The organism is Marinobacter metalliresistant (genome assembly GCF_038098645.1).
GTDB classification, from domain to species: Bacteria; Pseudomonadota; Gammaproteobacteria; order Pseudomonadales; family Oleiphilaceae; genus Marinobacter; species Marinobacter metalliresistant.
Genome location: NZ_CP101118.1, coordinates 4,274,260 through 4,292,977, shown reverse-complemented (window position 1 = coordinate 4,292,977; position 18,718 = coordinate 4,274,260). Strand labels below are relative to the sequence as shown.

At 56.6% G+C, this 18,718-nt stretch carries 12 protein-coding genes, 1 tRNA gene and 1 pseudogene; 10 read left to right on the top strand and 4 right to left on the bottom strand.

All coding sequences use genetic code 11. The features are described 5' to 3' along the window. Positions 1-607: 607 nt before the first annotated feature. Complete coding sequence (locus NLK58_RS20020) at positions 608-3,856, top strand: hypothetical protein (protein ID WP_341581591.1); 3,249 nt, start codon at positions 608-610, stop codon at positions 3,854-3,856. Positions 3,857-4,310: 454 nt separating this feature from the next. After that, a pseudogene (locus NLK58_RS20015) lies at positions 4,311-5,467 on the top strand (transposase). Positions 5,468-5,471: 4 nt separating this feature from the next. Here the strand turns inward: NLK58_RS20015 and NLK58_RS20010 are convergent. Next, on the bottom strand, positions 5,472-6,593 hold the full coding sequence (locus NLK58_RS20010) for a CaiB/BaiF CoA-transferase family protein (RefSeq protein ID WP_341581590.1): 1,122 nt from the start codon (positions 6,591-6,593) through the stop codon (positions 5,472-5,474). A gap of 197 nt (positions 6,594-6,790) precedes the next feature. Between NLK58_RS20010 and NLK58_RS20005 the strand changes: the two genes are divergently transcribed. Further along, positions 6,791-7,810 (top strand): AraC family transcriptional regulator, encoded by a 1,020-nt coding sequence (locus NLK58_RS20005; RefSeq protein WP_117620038.1) that lies wholly within the window; start codon positions 6,791-6,793, stop codon positions 7,808-7,810. 1 nt (position 7,811) lies between these two features. Here the strand turns inward: NLK58_RS20005 and NLK58_RS20000 are convergent, their stop codons facing one another. Both NLK58_RS20000 and rmuC read right to left on the bottom strand, forming a co-directional pair. Then, the gene (locus NLK58_RS20000; protein WP_117620037.1) at positions 7,812-8,666 is read right to left on the bottom strand and encodes a hypothetical protein; all 855 of its coding nucleotides are present in this window, start codon (positions 8,664-8,666) and stop codon (positions 7,812-7,814) included. A 5-nt stretch (positions 8,667-8,671) separates the two neighbouring features. After that, positions 8,672-10,285 carry a DNA recombination protein RmuC gene (gene rmuC / locus NLK58_RS19995; RefSeq protein ID WP_376788099.1) on the bottom strand — a complete coding sequence of 538 codons (1,614 nt, stop codon included), beginning with the start codon at positions 10,283-10,285 and terminating at the stop codon, positions 8,672-8,674. Positions 10,286-10,599: 314 nt separating this feature from the next. Between rmuC and NLK58_RS19990 the strand changes: the two genes are divergently transcribed. The 4 genes from NLK58_RS19990 (at position 10,600) to NLK58_RS19975 (ending at position 14,396) form a co-directional block, all read left to right on the top strand. Continuing rightward, positions 10,600-10,989: a hypothetical protein gene (locus NLK58_RS19990; RefSeq protein WP_341581589.1), complete on the top strand. Its 390-nt coding sequence runs from the start codon at positions 10,600-10,602 to the stop codon at positions 10,987-10,989. Between the two features lie 146 nt (positions 10,990-11,135). After that, positions 11,136-11,933, top strand: a complete 798-nt coding sequence (locus NLK58_RS19985; RefSeq protein ID WP_341581588.1) for a RimK/LysX family protein — start codon at positions 11,136-11,138, stop codon at positions 11,931-11,933. Then, positions 11,930-13,447, top strand: a complete 1,518-nt coding sequence (locus NLK58_RS19980) for an inactive transglutaminase family protein (protein WP_117620034.1) — start codon at positions 11,930-11,932, stop codon at positions 13,445-13,447. The genes NLK58_RS19985 and NLK58_RS19980 overlap by 4 nt, the downstream gene beginning before the upstream one ends. Position 13,448: 1 nt before the next feature. Beyond that, positions 13,449-14,396: an alpha-L-glutamate ligase-like protein gene (locus tag NLK58_RS19975; RefSeq protein WP_341581587.1), complete on the top strand. Its 948-nt coding sequence runs from the start codon at positions 13,449-13,451 to the stop codon at positions 14,394-14,396. 64 nt (positions 14,397-14,460) lie between these two features. Here the strand turns inward: NLK58_RS19975 and NLK58_RS19970 are convergent, their stop codons facing one another. Further along, on the bottom strand, positions 14,461-16,053 hold the full coding sequence (locus NLK58_RS19970; protein ID WP_341581586.1) for a BCCT family transporter: 1,593 nt from the start codon (positions 16,051-16,053) through the stop codon (positions 14,461-14,463). Positions 16,054-16,306: 253 nt separating this feature from the next. On the opposite strand from NLK58_RS19970, the gene NLK58_RS19965 reads away from it, so the two are divergent. The 3 genes from NLK58_RS19965 (at position 16,307) to NLK58_RS19955 (ending at position 18,622) form a co-directional block, all read left to right on the top strand. After that, complete coding sequence (locus tag NLK58_RS19965) at positions 16,307-17,950, top strand: FMN-binding glutamate synthase family protein (protein ID WP_117620031.1); 1,644 nt, start codon at positions 16,307-16,309, stop codon at positions 17,948-17,950. A 117-nt stretch (positions 17,951-18,067) separates the two neighbouring features. After that, positions 18,068-18,144: transfer RNA gene (locus NLK58_RS19960), tRNA-Pro, on the top strand. A 265-nt stretch (positions 18,145-18,409) separates the two neighbouring features. Continuing rightward, positions 18,410-18,622, top strand: a complete 213-nt coding sequence (locus tag NLK58_RS19955; RefSeq protein ID WP_341581585.1) for an AlpA family transcriptional regulator — start codon at positions 18,410-18,412, stop codon at positions 18,620-18,622. Positions 18,623-18,718 lie beyond the last annotated feature (96 nt).

Genomic DNA, 18,718 nt, shown 5'->3' with positions numbered 1-18,718 from the left:
TGATTCGACAGATGGCGAAGCCATTCGTGGAAAAACCGGAGCGCTACCGGCACCGAAGCTCGACAAACCGTTAACCGGCAACTATTTTTCACAAAGGCCGAGCTCCAACCGTGCGGGGAGGGTTCAAAGCATCAGTGTAGTGTAGTGCATTGCCTTATTTGGTACTTATAGAGCTCCGTACAGCCGCGAGCGCAAGACGGAGCTCGCCGGGAATGGCCGTAGCCCTTTCCAAGAGCTCCAACGCAGTGATCGCGGCTGTACGGAGCTCCCCCTCCGGGCGAGTACCTCAGGGGGGGCCATCTGCGGTGTTGCGACCGCTTGACGTAGCCCGCTATGCCTGCGCGATCGCGCCTTGCAGCTGGCCCCTGAGGTACTCGCTATAAGTATCAAATAAGGCAATGCACTACACTAGAATCACACTTTTGGCTGATCAACACTTGCCATACTGTCGCTATAGTCATAGATACAGAAATTGGCTTACAGCGCTGGCTACAATTTCAGAACAACCGTTTAAGCAGAACAGGCCACTGACAACGGGCTTACCGGATCAGACCGGCCCCGTCAGCTGCCGAACATAACGACACAACAACAGGAAAAGGTTCCACCCATGTTCAAGAAAACTCTAATAAGTCTTGCCGTGGCGTCTTCCGTTGGACTTACAGGCTGCCTTGAGGGCGGCAATACGGGGGCGAATGCCAATCCGGACTACAATATTTCGCAGTCTGACGCACAAGCGGAATTCCTGGCTCAGTTTGAGGGCAAGGTGTGGCCCGTTTTTGATCCTTTCCCGGCCGTATCAGATCTGCCAGTTCCCAACGATCTGATTTTTGGTTCAGTTGGTGACGGCACGTTTGAAGTTGCCGACACCAGCCCACCTGTTACGACTGCGCTTAACAACCTCAGCGGCGCATCCACCGTTGCGCCGATTGACATCAAAATGAGCGGACGCATTGAAGCAACGTCGTTGAAGGGCCCGGATTTGCAGGCCATCGCAGCACTGCTAAAAGGCTCAACTGATCCACAGCTGGTCCAGCGTGTGCTCGCGCAGAATGTTTTCCTTGTCGAGCTGGAATATGCCAGCGGAGCACCTTTGCAGGCGCTTCAGGCCAGCGAAAAGCCAACCGCGGCACCTTTCCTGGACTTTGAAGTGAAGGTCAAGGAGCTGAACGACTCGCGCCTGGGCCCGACTGATTTCATCAGGATCATCCCCACCAAGCCCCTCAACCCGAATAAACGCTACGTGGCTGTCGTGCTTAACAACATCCTTGACGCTGATGGAGAGCAGATCACTAACTCCCCAGCCTATGCAAATATCAAGGACGAAACCGAAGTACTTGGCGCCAGCGCTCTGAAGAGCGTAAGAACCTTGATAAACTCCTTATGGGAGCCGATTGCAACCAACGTAGTAACCGGTTTCCAGAAGACATTTAATCCTGCCGCACCCGGTGTTGGGACCGACGATATTGCACTTACCTACAGTTTCACCACCTCAAACGATGAGCAGGTGCTGAAATACATGGCTAACCCTGCTTTCTGGGCCGGCGATCAGGTCCTTGCCGCAGCAAAGCTTCGAGTCACCAAAAAGGTTACCGGTGCGGCACTTTTCTTCGCCAACCAGCAGGATCCCGAAAACAACGTTGCTCCAGGAAGCGCATTTGATCTCAACGACGATGACGCTGTCACGGTTGCGGACTTTGACAGGGATAGCGATGGCGCAATTACCCCGGCAGACTTCATCCTTGCCGACAGGGATGGCGACAGTACCATAACGCCTGCCGATTTCCAGGCAGCCCTGGCACCGAATAGCCAGCAGCCTTTTGGTTTTGTTGACCTGCAGGAAGCAGTTGATCAGGCGGAGATATCCGCAGTTCTTGGGAACCCTGCCCTGGCATCCTGTGACTCAGAGCCCTATCAGATTCCGGTACCGGACGTCGGTATGGTTCCTGTAGAAAGCCAATCCTTCTGTGTCGGCACCCTGATCAAAGGTTCTCTTGCTCAGTCCGGAATCAACCTGCCCTCGCCGAGCTCCGCTGGCGAAGATGGCATTGTTGCCGATTTCACTACAGCCGAGAGCGCCCCGCAGTTATCGGCCCTGCTGGGCTCTATCACCGGCTCTGACAACGTTAATGTCGTTCAGGGCTCAATTACCCTCCCGTACTATCTGGGCCTCCCCACAGGAAGTCTTTCAGCGGACAAAGACATCCTCACTGGGAGCTTCTGGAAGGCCGACAGCACACTTGCCGTCCAGCTGAATGGTTTCCTCAAAGCCGCAGGCCTTGATCTTGTGCTACCACAGGGCAAAGACGGCGAAGAAAGTTCCGACATCGTAAACTGGATATTCCCCTTCCCCGAAAAGAAAGGTGATGTCAGTGTACCCATGTTGGTGATGTACCCGAAGGCTCTGGATTCAAACAGCGACGGCACTCCCGATCTGCCCTTCGATCCAACTTCCGCAACCCCTCCGCAGATTCCGGTTGTCATCTACCAGCACGGCATTACCACTGACCGCACTGCTGCACTGACCTTTGGCAGCGCTCTTGCCGCTCAGGGTGTCGCGGTTGTCGCCATTGACCAGCCGTTCCACGGGGTGAGCCCGATCCCCCTAACCACAGATGATCCGGACGCTGGCCCCCTGGACAGCATCACAAGTACAGCCGGTGTAATCCTGACAGCGATCGAGAGTCAGAATAGCCTTCCCGAGGGGACATTGGTTCCAGGTTTGGTTGCCCCTCTGGTTGAGTCAGCTTTGGCATCAGATAACACTGCTTTTGTTACAGCAGTAAACGGTTCGGCGCTTCCGGCCAACCTGAAAACAGCATTGACCGCTCAGGCGCCCCTGCTGGTTGATACCGTTGGCAACGCTGGCAGTCAGATTGCCGGCATTGCGCCACGGTTTAAGGGCCAGGGCCTTAACCCAGAGGGAGCCACCGAGCGCCACTTCGGTTATGGCACAAATGCCCTGGGCCAGGTCATCCCCATGAACTTTGATCCGACGAATGCCCAGGGCGCCTCCGGCGATCTGTTCATCAACCTTCAGAACTTCATGAACGGGCGGGATATCCTTCGGCAGGGTGCCGTGGATCTGATGACCGTAAGGGCATCAATCCAGGACATCGCTCCAGCGTTCGACGCGACAAATGTCTACTTTGTAGGCCACTCACTCGGAACACTGAACGGCGGAGCCTTTGTGGCCGCAGCCAACTCCAGCGTGACTCCTCTGACCCCGTCGCTTGAGCTGAAGGGGGCTAACCTGCTCACGCCGGTTGCCGGTACGGTCCGCATGCTTGAAAACTCCCCAAGCTTCGGCCCAGAGATCCTTGGGGGCCTCAAGGCAAAATCAGGGCTGACCCAGGATGACGCGAACCTCCAGACCTTCCTGAATGTGCTCCAGGCTACGATTGATACCGTCGATCCGATAAATCATGCCGAGCTGCTGGACAATGTCCTGTTCTCGCAGATAAACGATGACTCCGTGGTCATCAACAACGGTCGCAATACTCTCGTCGAAGACACATCGTTCGAAACGCCTGGCGGCTCCATTCCGCTGAGCCTGAACGGTTCGCTCGCGCCGCTGTCCGGCAGTGAGCCGCTTGCGGCACTTGCGGAGGCCAACGCGCTCAATTCGAGCAACACGGCCGCCGACCCAGTGGAGCTCCCGGCGTTTGTGAAATTCTGGAACAAGGGCGTTCACAGCACACCTGTGCTACCGGCTGACGATGACGAAACAGCAGTCTTCACCCAGATGGTTGTTCAAACTCTGAGCATCATCGCGACAGATGGCGATGTCGCATCAGTGATGAGCACCGACGCAGTAGATCCAGCGGAGGACAGCCTGCGCTCTGTGGTAGATCAGTAAAAAGTGTGGAAACCGAAAGCCCCGCTCCGGCGCAAGCCGTTCACCTAAAGTGGATCTAGCTTGGCCAGGCTGGGTGAGCAAGAGGGCCGGTGGAAAAACCCACCGGCCCTTTTTTATGAACTAGTACATGGTTCCGTTAATACTATTGCATTAATATCACCAGCTACTAACCTTGCTCTCAAGGTAACTATTCAGTCGGTGTAACTATTCAGCTCATTCTCAGAAAAAAGTTCTTGACAGGGTTTTTGCCCGGTTTTGCAGAACTTCACCCACACTCGCCCCATTGCCGTAACATCGCGCTCAACCCCCCTGTTCTTCCTTCATTGCGGTCTTGAGCTGCCATACATCGAGCGTGCCGGCAACGAAAAGATCGTTCAAAACGGCCCTCAGGAGGAAAAATCCAGCCTGAAAAAGTCGTGCGATAATAGCCCATCACTCGACGGTACTCAGGTTCATGAAAATCAGCAACATCGATGTTGACGCCGCCTTGGCGGGCGTCAAGCAACAGCTCCAGAGCGACTCCTCGGTCTCGGTCTCGCCATCGCTGCGGGCGGCAATCGAGCTGCTGATGGTGCTGATCCAGATTCTGACCGGTCGGATCAACACCAACAGTGCCAACAGCAGCAAGCCCCCCTGCCAGGATCCCAACCGACTCAAGAAGAGCCGGCCCAAAAGCAAGCGCAAGCCGGGCGGACAGCCGGGCCGTATCGGCAAGACGCTGCAACCGGTGGAGGATCCGGATGCGATCCAGACCGTGAAGCTGGATCGGCGCACCCTACCCAAGGGCAGTTCGTTCCGTCTGGTGGGCCACGAAAAGCGCCAGGTCATCGACCTCGACATCAGTCGCTTTGTCACCGAGTACCAGGCCGAGATTTTGGAAAACGCCCAGGGCCGGCGCATCGTGGCGCCATTTCCAGCCGGCGTCGAGCGTCCGGTGCAGTACGGTCCCGGACTGAAGGCGCATGCGGTCTATCTGTCGCAGTATCAACTGCTGCCCTACGATCGCATTCGCGAGTACTTCGAAGATCAGGTCGGCATTCCCCTGAGCGCGGGGTCGCTGTTCAACTTCAATCGGGAAGCCGGCGACCGGGCTGCCGGCTTCGAGGTTTGGGTCAAAGATCGTCTGGCCGAGTCGGATCGGATCCACGCCGATGAAACCAGCATCAATATTGGCGGCAAGCGCCACTGGCTGCATTGTGCCTCCAATGACGACCTGACCTGGCTGTCACCCCATGCCCGGCGCCGGATGAAAGCCAGCGACAGGGCAAACGCGGCCGACTCAAACGCTCAAAGGCCCGCAACCTGCTGGAGCGGCTGCGCGATTACGAAGCGGATGTGCTGCGCTTCCTGGATGATCCGGCGGTACCCTTCACCAACAACCAGGGTGAGCGGGATATCCGTATGCTCAAGGTGCAGCAGAAAGTATCCGGCGGCTTCCGTTCAATCGAAGGCGCGGAGATCTTCTGCCGAGTGCGCAGCTATCTGTCCACGGCGCGCAAGCAGAAGCTGACGGCCTCCGATGCGCTGATGTCCCTGTTCGAGGGGCGTATGCCGGCCTTCATGACGGCGCCACCAGATAATGATCAGAACGTTTTAAATGAAACCGACTGAATAGTTACAGGAATTGTTCGTTATCAGCCCCAGGCATTTTGCCAATCCGGGACGTTTCCGATGGCGTTTTCTCGAACTTGATGGGAAACCCGATCTGCCTCTGTTGGGTGCCGTCACCCCGGTCCACACCAATCACCATCTCCCTTGCCTTAAGCTGCGGATGCTCAGCGGCCTCGGAGATTGTCAGAACCGGCTCCACGCAGGCATCCTGACCCGCAAAAATCTCCTGCCACTCGGCCAGGGTTTTCGAGGCAACCCTTTCTTTCAGGGCGGCTTTGAGCCGTTGCCGATGTTCGGGTTTCTGGCTCAGGGCGTCGCTTTTCAGGTCGGCAATCCCCAGGGTGTCGCACAGGCGTGCGGAGAACTGCGGTTCCAGACTGCCGACCGATAGCCAGCGGCCGTCACTGGTTTGGTAATAATCGTAGAAGGAGCCACCATTGAGCAGTGAGCTCTCCGGTTTCTGCTCTTGTCCACCCGCCAGGCAGGCGGCGCCGGACATGGCATTCAGGGCAAAGGCGGCATCGGTCATGCTGACATCAACGAACTGCCCCTCTCCGGTTTGCTGTCGGTGTATCACCGCCGCCAGAATACCCATCACAGCATGGTGAGAGCCGCCGGCAACATCGGCAATCTGTATTCCCATCGGGGGCGGACCGCTGTCCGCTCGGCCACAGTGGCTGCTGACGCCGGCCAGGGAAAGATAATTGATGTCATGGCCCGCACGGTCCTTGTATGGGCCGGTCTGGCCATAGCCGGTAATGGAGCAGTAGATGAGGCTCGGGTTGACGGCTTTGAGGGCTTCATACCCAATGCCAAGGCGGCCCATCACCCCGGGCCGGAATTGCTCGATCACGATGTCAAAGTCTTTTACCAGCTCCAGCACCTTGTCTGCACTGCCCTCTTCCTTCAGGTTAAGCGTCAGTGACTTCTTGCCACGGTTCAAAAAGCCGTGAGCGGTGCTCACTCCGGCATCATGGGGAGGCATTACCCGGATCAGGTCCACCCTGTCCGGCGCCTCGACACGCAACACATCCGCGCCCATATCCGCCAGCAACATGGTGGCATAGGGGCCAGGCAATAAAGTGCTGAAGTCGAGGACTTTGAGTGAGGTCAGTGGACCGGCCATGATGATCTCCTTTTGTTGTGAGAGTGGTTTCTCCACTCGTTGTTATCCCCATCATGCTGCCCGGTTTTGCCGGTGAGGCCAACTACTGCTTCGGTCATTCCAATTGGCGGTTTCTTCCATCCGGTTGGTCCGGCTTCGGTTGCATTGTTCCACGGGGGTTTTATGATGGGTCTCGTTTTCATGGAATGGCGAGCGTGATGTCCGATCTGACGGTTTCAAGGCACTTTGTTCAGGCCGCCCTGGTGGGCGCCGAAACGCTTGGTTTTGATACCCGAGAAATGCTCCGGGAGGCCGGTATTTCTCCGGATCTGCTGCGTATTGAGATGGCCAGGGTAAGCAGTGACCAGTTCAGCCATCTGATGCAGGTGCTGTGGAACCGGATGGGCGACGAGTTCATGGGGCTTGGCCCGAGACGGGCCCGGACCGGAACGTTTGCAACCATGTGCGCGCTGGTCATGGACTGCCCGAACCTGGAATCGGTGTACCGCCAGGCCTTCCGGTTTTCCCGTCTGTTTGAGCCCATGGTAGCGATGGAACTGGAAATCGGCGAGGACAAGGCGCAGTTGGTTACCCGGATTGAGGGCGAAATCCACGATCCCTGTTTTTTCCTGCGGGAGAGCATCCTGGTGATCTGGCATCGGCTCGGCAGCTGGCTGATCGGACAACCAATTGAACTGGAGAAGGCCGAGTTTGATTATCCCCGGCCAGCGCATGGGGATGAATACCGGCATATTTTTCATTGCCCACTGGCATTCGAGTCGGATAAAACCGCCCTCACTTTCGACAAGCGCTTCCTGTCTGCCCCGGTAATCCGGGACAAGCCGGAAATGCGGCAGTTCCTGAAAACCTCTCCGGCGGATCTGTTGTCCCGGCCGGATGAGAGCAACACGTTTACCGGACGAATCCGGGCGCTTATTGGCCGGGATTTCTCAAAACCGCTGCCGGATTTTGAATGGATCGCCGCAGAGCTGCACACCAGCCCGCAAACGCTCCGGCGCCGCCTGAAGCAGGAGAATACTTCGTTCCAGGAGATCAAGGATCTGTTGCGCCGGGACATGGCAATTTACTACCTGAGCCGGCAGGAGCTGCCCATTAACGACATCGCCGCCAAGGTCGGATTCACCGAGCCCTCAACCTTCCACCGGGCCTTCAAGAAGTGGACCGGGGTAACGCCGGGCGCCTACCGGGAGGGTGAGCGCGGTAACCTGTCGGGCTGAATCAGGAATCCGATGGTGCCTGAACGGTACGGATAAGGTGCCCCAGAGTGTCTGCAATCTCCTGAGCCTGATCCCGGTTCAAGGCAAGCTGGAACAGCCGGGAACCATCCCTGGGGTCGTATACCCAGCAGGTTGAGGTCGCTGGTTCACAGCGCCATTCCACTCTCGGATTTATGCCAAAAACCGACATCGGCTCGGTGCTTCGCCTGACCCGCCCGTCGTCACCACGCCTGATTTCCTGAATCTGGATTTCGCTACCCTGGCTGCTCAGGCGATATTCCACCTCAGCCGGCCGGTCAAGCCTGACCACCGTCTGATCACGCCGCCAGCCGGAAAGCTCCAGCAGGCTGTTGATGTGCAGGGTGAGCGCCTCCCGGTCCGAATCCGCAAGGTAGAGCTTTCGCAGGGATGCTACCCGGCTGTCCCCTGCCGGCTCGATTACCGCAACCCTCTCCGGCTCACCGGCGCCCTGAGGTGCAAGGGCACTTTCCTTTCTCGCCTTTTCAATATCGGTAATCAGCTTCAGGGACTCCTGATAATGGGCACCCTTGGCACCGGCGCGGGTCACATAGGTCTCCAGGGCCGACTGGGCCTCGTTGAGATGGGATGACTGCAACATCACCCGGCCACGGAAAAAGTAATAATCGACCGGTTTTTCCCCTTCCAGTTGCTGCAACCGGTTCAGGTACTCGGCGGCCTCACCCCATTTCTCCGCCACCACGGCTTCTTCCGTTGCCAGCATGAGCCTGCGGGTTTCGTGCTCTGGCGCCAGCGCCAGCGCCTGTCCGGCCAGAAGCACAGATGCAAGGACGGCTCCACGCGCCAACTGGCGACCTGTTCCAAACAATACTGCCATGGCATTTACTCCTGCTGGTTGTCTGCACCAATCGTCTGCTCTTCAGTATCAGGCAGATCATTGTCATCAGCGATTTCGGATTCCTCTCCGTCGTCCACTTCGGCCTGGTCCATGATCGCTTTCGGCAATTCCTTTTTAACCCGAACGCCAAGCTCAACAAAGCGGTTCGCCTGGGAAATCAGATTACCACGGCCCCGGGTCAGGTTATTCATGGCCGAATCATAGGTTCCCTGGGCGGTATGCAGTTGGCTGCCCAGCCGCTCCATTGCCTCCACAAACACCCGTAGTTTGTCATACACCGCGCCGGCCCGCTCGGCAATGCGCCTGGCATTCTGGCTCTGGCGCTCGTACCGCCAGATGTTTTCAATGGTTCTCAGTGTTGCCAGTAATGTGGTAGGTGTCACCACAATAATCTTTCGCTCAAAGGCTTCTGCGAAAAGGTTCTCGTCCTGCTGGAATGCTGCCACAAACGCCGGTTCAATAGGCATGAACAGCAGCACGAAATCCGGCGAATGCAGGCCGTGGAGCTGACTGTAATCTTTTTCGCTGAGGGTCTGGATATGGTTCCTTACCGCGTCAATGTGTTGTTTGAGGGCTTCGTCTCCTGCCCCGGAATCCTCTTCCTCGGTCACCCACCTCTGGTAGGCCAGCAGTGAGACCTTGGAATCAACAATCAGGTTCCGACGGTCCGGCAGGTGAACGATGACATCCGGCCGGTACAGCTGGTTGTCTCCATCCCGGTAGCTGCCCTGGGTATCGTATTCAACACCTTTTCTCAAACCGGACTTTTCCAGTACCCGCTCCAGGATCAACTCGCCCCAGTTGCCCTGAATTTTCTTGTCCCCCTTCAGTGCCCGGGTGAGATTGGAGGCTTCCTCGGTAATCTGGCGATTCAGATCCTGAAGTGATTTGATCTCACTACGCAGGGCCTGGCGATCCCGGGTTTCCGTGGTGTAAACGTCTTCAACCCGCTTCCGGAAATCCTGCAGCTGGTCACGGAACGGATTCAGAAGGGTATCCAGACTGGTGCGGGTCTGCTGGCTGAACCGTTCGCTTTTTTGCTCAAAAATCTTGTTGGCGAGGTTTTCGAACTCCTGCTTCAAAGCGTCCCGGTTACGCTCCAGCAGTTCGAGTTTCTCGGTGGTTGACCGGCGTTCCTTGTCGAGCGTTACCTCCTGCTCCCGAAGGGCAACACGGGCCTCGCCCAGTTCCCGGCTGAGGTCCTCCGCTTTTGCCTGCAGACTCTGGCGCTCGCCTTCCAGCTGTCCGATTCTCTGCTTTCGCCCTTCCAGGTCCGATTCCAGCGCCGCCACCCGGTTCTCCAGGCCCGCGGCCCGCTGCCGCCAACGCTCGATATCGCGCTCCATGCGTGCATTCTTTTCTCGCTGTTCAGCCACAGCATATTCAAGCTGTTCGGCGCGCTGAGCGCCCATGGCCTGATCGTGTTCGGTATCATTCAATTGCTTTTCGAGAACAGCCTTGGCCGCTTCCAGTTCATTGGCATCCCGAGTAACTCTCCGCTTTTCCGCTGCGGATTTAGCCAGCAGGCCTGCCAGCACAATTGCTGAAATGAAAAACACAACCATCAACCCGGCCATCAGATCAGTCCGGGACAACATCAATTCCGTGATGGCTTCATGCACTACACAGCACTCCCCTTGAAAATCACTGATCGATCGAACGATCACTGTTGTCGAAACTGCAAGACAGTCTACCTCAGGACGCGAACCTTTTGCCCGGGACGCCGCCACCCGGAATGGCAGCCCAAAAAGAGGACCACGACTGTTTAGCAATATTGCAAAGCTATGGAATCTATCTCTGGACGCCCGTCGTAATATCGTCTAAAAGGTTAAAATGTTCTTTGCCTGTGCGGTTATTTCCTTTTATTAATCGCACACCGGACAGGAACCCGATCAGAAACGGATAATCGATCATGCTGAAAGAACTGTGGCGAAAACTGGGGGCGGATTTTCTGCAGACGGACTGCTCCACGCAAGAGAGCCGCGGGAGTTTTTTTGGCAACGGTCCTTCTGGCGGCGGGGATGAGCCCGGAATCCTGCCCCACATCACTCACACCGGCGAGTTTCACCTCGAACGCCTGACCAATGTGCTAAAATCCCGCTATGGCAAGAGTTTCGGAATGCCCTCAAACCGAAATGACAGCGATGAGGGAATCCGGGAACTGATCAGCTTTGCCGCGCGGATTCAGGACCAGGACGTGCAACGGGAGCTGCTGCTTTTCTACCTGAATTGTTCGCCAATCATTCAGGAATATCTCCGATCAGAGACGGTGCTGGGTGAAGGACATCTGCTGTCGCGGTGAACACCGCGCGCCCTTAACCATCTGTAAATCAACCACACAGTTCGGATGTTGTATACTCCCCCTCCGTATTTACTTGGATTTACATGCACAGACCGTCACAGCTGCCAGATTCCGGGCGTGACAGGCTGCCGGCTCAGGGGTTTTTCATGGCTTTCAAACGTTTCCGGGCTGGTCTGCCAAAACTTCCCGTTACTGCTCTTGCAGGGCTCCTCCTGCTCACGGGATGCTCGGCAGACCGTTATTTTATGGTTCCCAAGACCGATCTGAATGAGCTCGGGGCATCCGTAAAAAGCCAGCGCGCCACCCTGGTTACCATGGAGAACAACGCCTCCGTTCGGCACCAGCAGGTGATTGAACAGAACCGCGCGGCTACCGACACCATACTGAACGCCATCGCCACCCGGGTGGAAAAGCCCGAATGCCCTCCCATACCCGCGCAGACGGCGTGCCCGGCTAAAGACACTTCGAAGGGCCGCGCAGACCGCCTCAAGGGAAAAGTCATCGTGGGCGAAGTAGAGAACTTCTATCTCGCCGGGCCAGGGCTGATCTATAAGGCCCGGATCGACAGTGGCGCGGAAACCTCGTCCATTGACGCCAGGAACATCACGCGCTTTGAACGTGATGGCAGCAACTGGGTGCGCTTTGATGTTCCGGTTCCGGGTACCGAGGAATTCATCACCCTCGAAAAAGAAATATCCCGCCGGGTCCGTGTCATACAGGCCAGCGCGGAAGAAGCGGAACGAAGAGTTGTGGTTGAGCTGCAGTTCACTATTGGCGACCACCAGCAGGTGGCCGAATTCACCCTCGCGGACCGGACGAATCTGACCTACGAAGTACTGATTGGCCGAAACATCCTGCGCGACGTCATGCTGATCGACGTCGGCAAGGAGTATGCGACCGAATTGCCTGAATCACTCCGCAACGGCAACGGGGACGGATCGTGACCACCCGCTCGCGCCTGCCATTTTACATCGCCGTCTTTCTCCTGATCGCCGCGGGTATTTCGCTTGCCGTCTGGAGGCACATGGAACTTGGCATCCCATGGCTCACCGGCGAGCAGCGGCCGGTCTGGATGGTTGAGGCCAGAATCGATTTCGACGCCGGTGATGCCTCCGTGCTTGCGAGCCTCAATGTTCCGGAGCAGCCTCCGGGTTTCCGGATTCTGACCGAACAGGCAGCGTCGCCTGGCTACGGCTTCTCGATCATCAACAGCTCCGGCAGCCGCCGTGCGGAGTGGAGCAAACGCAACGTCGCCGGGCCCCAGACCCTGTATTTCAAAGCACAGTTTGTTCCGGACCCCACAGCTCAGCCGGCGATTCCCGGCCGGGAGCCCAAGACCCGGAATGTATTCTGGGAGGAGCCTCAGGCAACAGCAGTGCAGGAGATTCTCGAACAGGCGAAGGCCCGCTCCAGCACTCCGGAAAGCATGACCCGGGAGCTCATCCGACTGATGCAACCGGACACCCGCACACAGAATACGACACTGCTGATCGCGGAAGAAAACTATCTGGACCTGCTGGTCGACATGCTCAACCACGCCGGCATCGCGGCCAGAATTGCCGACGGATTACGGCTTGAAGATGCCCGCCGCCGGCAACAGCTGATGCCCTACCTGCAGATTTATAATGGTAAGCAGTGGCTCACTTTCAACCCAAAAACCGCCGAACAGGGTGTTCCCGAGGACCTGCTGCTCTGGCGACAGGGTTCGGCCTCTTTGCTTGATGTTGTCGGCGGAGAAAACTCTGAAGTGAGCTTCTCCATGCTCCGGCAAACCGTTCCGGCCCTGCAACTTGCCACCATGCAGTCGGCATCCAATGGCCTCGGATTCCTGAGCTTTTACGAACTGCCCATTGAAGAACAGAGCATGTTCAGGATGCTTCTGCTGTTACCACTGGGAGCGCTCACGGTGGCCTTCATGCGGATCGTGATCGGCATTCGCACATCTGGCACCTTTATGCCGGTGCTGATTGCCGTGGCTTTCGTACAGACAACCCTTATCCCGGGTCTGATTGCGTTTTTATCGGTGGTCGCCATTGGCCTGTTAATGCGGGGCTACCTGTCCAGCCTGAACCTGCTACTGGTCTCCCGGATATCCGCACTGATCATCCTGGTGATTTTCATAACCGCCGGGTTGAGCATCATCGGCTATCAGATGGGCTTCAACACCGGGATGACGGTCACTTTTTTCCCGATGGTGATTATTGCCTGGACCATTGAGCGCATGTCTATCCTCTGGGAAGAGGAAGGTGCCCATGAGGTCATGATTCAGGGTGCCGGCAGCCTGTTCGTGGCCATCTGCGCCTACCTGCTTATGAGCACTCCTCTTGCCGGTCACCTCACCTTCAACTTTCCGGAATTGCACCTGGTTATCCTCGGACTGATCCTGCTGATGGGACAGTACACCGGCTACAAGCTGAGCGAGCTGAAGCGCTTCACGCCAATGAAGGTCTACGACTGACATGGACTGGATATCGCCGCGAGCGCTTAAACGGATGGGCATGCTCAATATGAACCGGCGCAATGTGGATTACATCGCTCGGTACAATGAGCGCTCCTCTTACCCCTTGGTGGACAACAAACTGAAGACCAAGCTGGTGGTTGCCGAATACGGCGTTAAAACCCCGGAACTTCTTCAGGTTGTTCGCCAGCAACATGAGATCTCCCGGTTCCGGGAAATGGCCCAGGGGCTTGCGGGATTCGCCATCAAACCGGCCAAGGGGTCCGGTGGCAAGGGCATCACCGTTATTACCGGTCGCGACGGCGAGGAATACATCAAGGCGTCGGGCTCCCGGGTAGACTCTCCCTTTCTGGAACGCCACCTGACCAATATCCTCGCCGGCCTCTATTCACTGGCTGGCACACCGGATGTTGCCATTGTCGAAAGCCTGGTGGAATCAGCGCCTTCTCTCGCCAAATATTCTCACCAGGGTGTGCCGGATATCCGGATTATCGTTTTCCGGGGCTATCCGGTGATGGCCATGCTCAGACTGGCCACTACCGCATCAGACGGCAAGGCCAACCTGCACCAGGGCGCTGTGGGCGTTGGCCTTGATATTGGGTCCGGAAGAAGCCTGAATGCCGTTCAGTTCAACCGCCCGATTACCCTCCACCCGGACACGGGCCTGGCGCTGGAAAATATCAACATTGAGGCCTGGGACGAGATGCTCGAAATGGCCTCTCGTTGCTATGAAGCAACAGGGCTGGGCTACATGGGTGTTGATCTGGTTGTCGATGCCAACAAGGGCCCGTTGTTGCTCGAACTCAACGCCCGGCCGGGGTTGGCGATTCAGATGGCGAACGGTCGGGGCCTGTTGCCTCGTCTGCGGGCGATTGAGGGCCTCAAGCGGCCACATTTCACTCCCAGAGAGCGGGCCAGCCACGCCATGGAGAGCTTTGCCAGTCTCTGAACCCTTCATCCAGGCGCAAAAAAAACCGGGGCCGAAACCCCGGTTTTTTCATTTCAGCCGACATTCACGTCATTTCGCCTCGGGCAATCAGAAGCTTACGCTCATGGCTCAGACCCTTCAGCAGACCCCAGGTCATGATCAGCAGGATCGCGGTGAATGGCAGGCCCGCGCTGATCGCGGTTGCCTGAATGGCGCCAAGCGCATCTTCACCGCCACCAAAAATCAGAGCGGCAGCAATGGCGCCTTCCGCCACAACCCAGAAGACACGCTGGGCAGTAGGAGCGTCAGTCTTGCCACCGGCGGTGATGCTGTCGATGACCAGCGAACCGGAGTCAGACGATGTCACGAAGAACACCAGTACCAGAACGATACCCACGAACGAGATAGTTCCGGTCAGCGGCAGATTGGCGAACATCTGGAACATGGCCAGTGATACATCGGTCAGGCCATTCTCAGCCAGGGCACCAATTCCTTGCTGGATCTGCTCCAGGGCAGAACCACCGAAGGCGCTCATCCAGACGACGGTAATCACAGTCGGTACGATCAGAACAGCTGTTATGAACTCGCGAACTGTACGCCCTTTGGACACACGCGCGATGAACATGCCTACGAACGGCGACCAGGAAATCCACCATGCCCAATAGAAGACAGTCCAGCCCTGGAACCAGGCTTCGTCTTCACGGCCGAACGGGTTGCTCAGCGGAAGCACATTGCCAACGTAGCTTGAGGAGGTTACCCAGAGGGTTTCCAGTATTGTCATTGTCGGGCCGGCGAAGATGATAAAGAACAGCAGAATGCCGGCAAGGCCCATGTTGATGTTACTCAGCACCTTCACACCGCCGTCAAGACCACGAAGCACGGAAATCAGAGCAAGAGCCGTGACACCCACGATGATTGCCATCTGAACGTTGGTGCCGCTTCCGGTATCGAACAGATAGTCGAACCCCGCAGAGGCTTGCTGGGCACCGAAACCAAGGGATGTGGCCAGACCAAAGATAGTCGCAACAACGGCCAGGATATCAATGATGTGTCCCGGCCAGCCCCAGACCCTGTCCTTAAGAAGAGGGAAGAAAGCTGAACGAATGGTCAGAGGCATGTTCTTGTTGAACGAAAAGAACGCCAGGGAAAGCGCTACAATCGCGTAAATGGCCCAAGGGTGAAGTCCCCAGTGGTACATGGTAGCCCCCATGGCCAGATTCGCGGCTTCCGGGGAGTTGGCTTCAACGTTGAACGGGGTCTCATACCAGCCCGTGTAGTAGGCCACAGGCTCGGCCACTGCCCAGAACATCAGACCGATACCCATACCCGCGGCAAACAGCATGGAAAACCAGGACAGTGTGGAGAACTCCGGCTTTGCATCCATGCCACCCAGGCGGATCTTGCCTACGGGCATCACAATCAAAGCCAGACACACCACCACAAAAATGTTGGCGCTGATCAGGAAAAACCAGTCAAAGGTCGCAATAATGTCCCATTTTGCACCGTCCAGCAGTTCTTTGGCCTGGCCGGGGAACATCAGGGTTCCTACTACAAACAACACCACCAGTATCGCCGTGATCGGAAATACCGGCGCATGAAGATCCAGCCCGAATGAAGTGATATTATCCTGGCCAGCCACGTAATCCGTCTGATATTCGTCTTTAACTACGTCGCCCACGGTTTGGCGCCTCCTGGGTTGATAAGTCTTTTATTCAGAATCGGAATTCAAACGTTACAAGCGCGTCATGATAATGTTTTGAGTTCAAAACATCAAAAGCCCAGCGGTTTTCCACACCAGCCATAAGCATAGACCATCATCCTGAGCGGGCCAGCCATGCCTTAAACTGATCGGTTAGCGATCAGTGCACGTATCGGTATACTTATGTTCCGATACGCAGGCCCAGAACTTCCCGGACTTACTGAGGAAATACATGGAAAAGACCAAAACCTTTCCGCTTCGATATACTGTCTATGTCCTGAGCATTGCCGGCTTTATCGGCTCCCTGCTTATGGAGTTGATGCTCGGTACGGGTTATCTGCTCCCGGTGATTTTTGGCGCCTTCGCCGCTCTTGGGACCTACGATCTGTTACAGCGGAAACATACGGTTAGCCGGAACTACCCGATCATGGCCAATTTCCGGTATCTGCTTGAGGCCGCCGGCCCGGAAATCCGGCAATATTTTATTCAGTCGGATACCGAAGAACGACCTTTCTCCCGGGAACAGCGCTCCGTGGTCTACCAACGGGCCAAAAACGTTCTCGATAAACGCCCTTACGGCTCCCAGCTGGACATGTACAACGAAGGCTTTGAATGGATGAACCATTCCCTCGCCCCAACCCGCCTGACCGACAGCGACTTCCGGATTCTGATCGGAAAGAACTGCGAGAAGCCGTACAGCGCCAGCGTCTTCAACATCTCGGCCATGAGTTTCGGGTCATTGTCGGCCAACGCCATCCTGAGCCTGAATACCGGCGCCCGGATGGGCCGCTTCTATCACGACACCGGCGAAGGTTCGATCTCCCGGTACCATCGGCAACCCGGCGGCGACCTGGTCTGGGAAATCGGCTCCGGCTATTTCGGATGTCGCCATAAAGACGGCTCATTCAATGAGGACATGTTTCGGGAAAGTGCCACCCTGGAACAGGTGAAAATGATAGAGGTCAAACTATCCCAGGGCGCAAAGCCCGGCCACGGAGGCATTCTGCCGGGCGCCAAGGTAACTCCCGAAATTGCGGAAGCCCGGGGCGTGGCGGTCGGCGAGGACTGCATATCCCCGGCCAGCCACTCCGCCTTCTCAACGCCCGTGGGGTTGCTGGAATTCATTGACCGGTTGCGGGAGTTGTCGGGCGGAAAACCCGTTGGATTCAAGCTGGCCATCGGCCATACCTGGGAATGGTTTGCCATCGTCAAAGCCATGCTGGAGACCGACAGAAAACCCGATTTTATCGTGGTCGATGGCGGCGAAGGTGGAACAGGCGCGGCGCCTCTGGAGTTCATCAACCGGCTGGGAACGCCAATGACGGAGGCTCTGCTGCTAGTCCACAACACCCTTGTGGGCACAAACCTTCGGGACGACATTGCCGTTGGTGCGGCGGGCAAAATCACCTCCGCGTTCAATATTGCCCGCACCCTCGCCCTCGGCGCCGACTGGTGCAACGCGGCACGGGGCTACATGTTTTCCCTGGGCTGTATCCAGGCACTCAATTGCCACACCGGGCGCTGCCCCAGCGGCGTTGCCACCCAGGACCCCAGGCGTGGCAACAAGCTTGATGTGGAGCATAAGAGCCAGCGGGTCTACAATTACCATAAGAATACCCTGGACGCCCTGCAGAACCTGCTGGAAGCTTCCGGCCTCAGACACCCATCGGAACTCGGTCCGGAGCATGTTGTGCGGCGAATTTCGAAAACCGAGGTTAATTCCTATATGGATCTCTTCCATTTCCTGGAACCCGGAGCTCTGCTGGAAGGCAAAACCGGCCTGACCGTGTTCGACAAGTACTGGGAATTCGCCCGCCCCGATACCTTTGAACCGCCCGAATTCATCCTGAAACTCCGGGAGACCAAGCTGCGCTAAAAATCGAACATCAAAATCGCCCAAGGCTGTTTATTTTTCCCATGGGCTCGTGTAGACTTCGCTCCCGCTAAGCCACTGAGAATACTCTTAAGTTTTCTTCTCTGGCCAACAGCGAATCGGGGCGTAGCGCAGCTTGGTAGCGCACCTGCATGGGGTGCAGGGGGTCGTAGGTTCAAATCCTACCGTCCCGACCAGATTTATCAGAAACTTGGCCCGGCATCGAAAGATCCGGGCTTTGTTGTTTCTGGAAAACAGCCTTTCTCGTCACCGTTTGGTCACCGTTTCTCAAACCCTTAAAATCTCGTCACCACTCGGTCACCGTTTCAGGTGCCTCTCAACCATCCCTTTTGTCGGAAACCGCTCAACCGACCGCCCGAAATCCTCTCGCCCTGGTTCTTCAAAATCCCGTTCTCTGGCGCGGGCCACACCGTAAATACTATGAGTGAGAGGAGTAATGTCATGAGAGTACTGAGACTGGCTGACGTAATGGAAAAAACTGGGCTGGCGCGATCGACTATATATAAGTACGCCGACGCAGGAACATTTCCCAGGCCTATTCCCCTTGGGGGCAAATCCGTAGGCTGGATTGATTCCGAGATTCACGATTGGTTGCAAGAAAAACAAATCGAACGTGATATGAAATACGGTCCATCCAGAGGCTGGGGCCTTTAATTTTTTCAGAAACACTGTGGACGGTGGTGGCCCTGCATAGACGGCAAAAGGGGCCGCCGCTGTAGCGAGGTGTCCATGCCAAAATGTTGGCCAAAC